General features: G+C 47.6%; 1 protein-coding gene. It reads left to right on the forward strand.

Features of this window, described 5'->3' with window-relative positions; translation table 11 throughout:
* Nucleotides 1-68 precede the first annotated feature (68 nt).
* A partial coding sequence (locus FVP33_RS19170) for a ferritin family protein (RefSeq protein WP_222706804.1) occupies nucleotides 69-292 on the forward strand: 224 nt, incomplete at its 3' end.

The raw sequence follows: 292 nt of genomic DNA on the forward strand, positions 1-292 counted from the left end.
TGTGGGGTGGACGTATTCAACGTCTGTTCCCTCGTCCTCATGTTCAACGTGCCTGTGCTGTATTCGCTATGGTTGAGCTGAACTCTCATGCCCCATTCTATGATCTGATTAATCAGTCACTGGATCTGGCTACAGATGAGTTCTACACCACCTGGAAGCGTGACGAAGATCTGTCCAAGCATATTGCATGGATTGATGAACAAGCGTCTTCTGGCGATGCTCTGGAAGCTACAGCAGCGTTAGCATTCCTTGAAGGTGTGATGCTGTTCTCAGCATTTGCATTCTTCAAAAG

Source organism: Lacisediminihabitans profunda, assembly GCF_008040105.1.
Taxonomy (GTDB): Bacteria; Actinomycetota; Actinomycetes; order Actinomycetales; family Microbacteriaceae; genus Lacisediminihabitans; species Lacisediminihabitans profunda.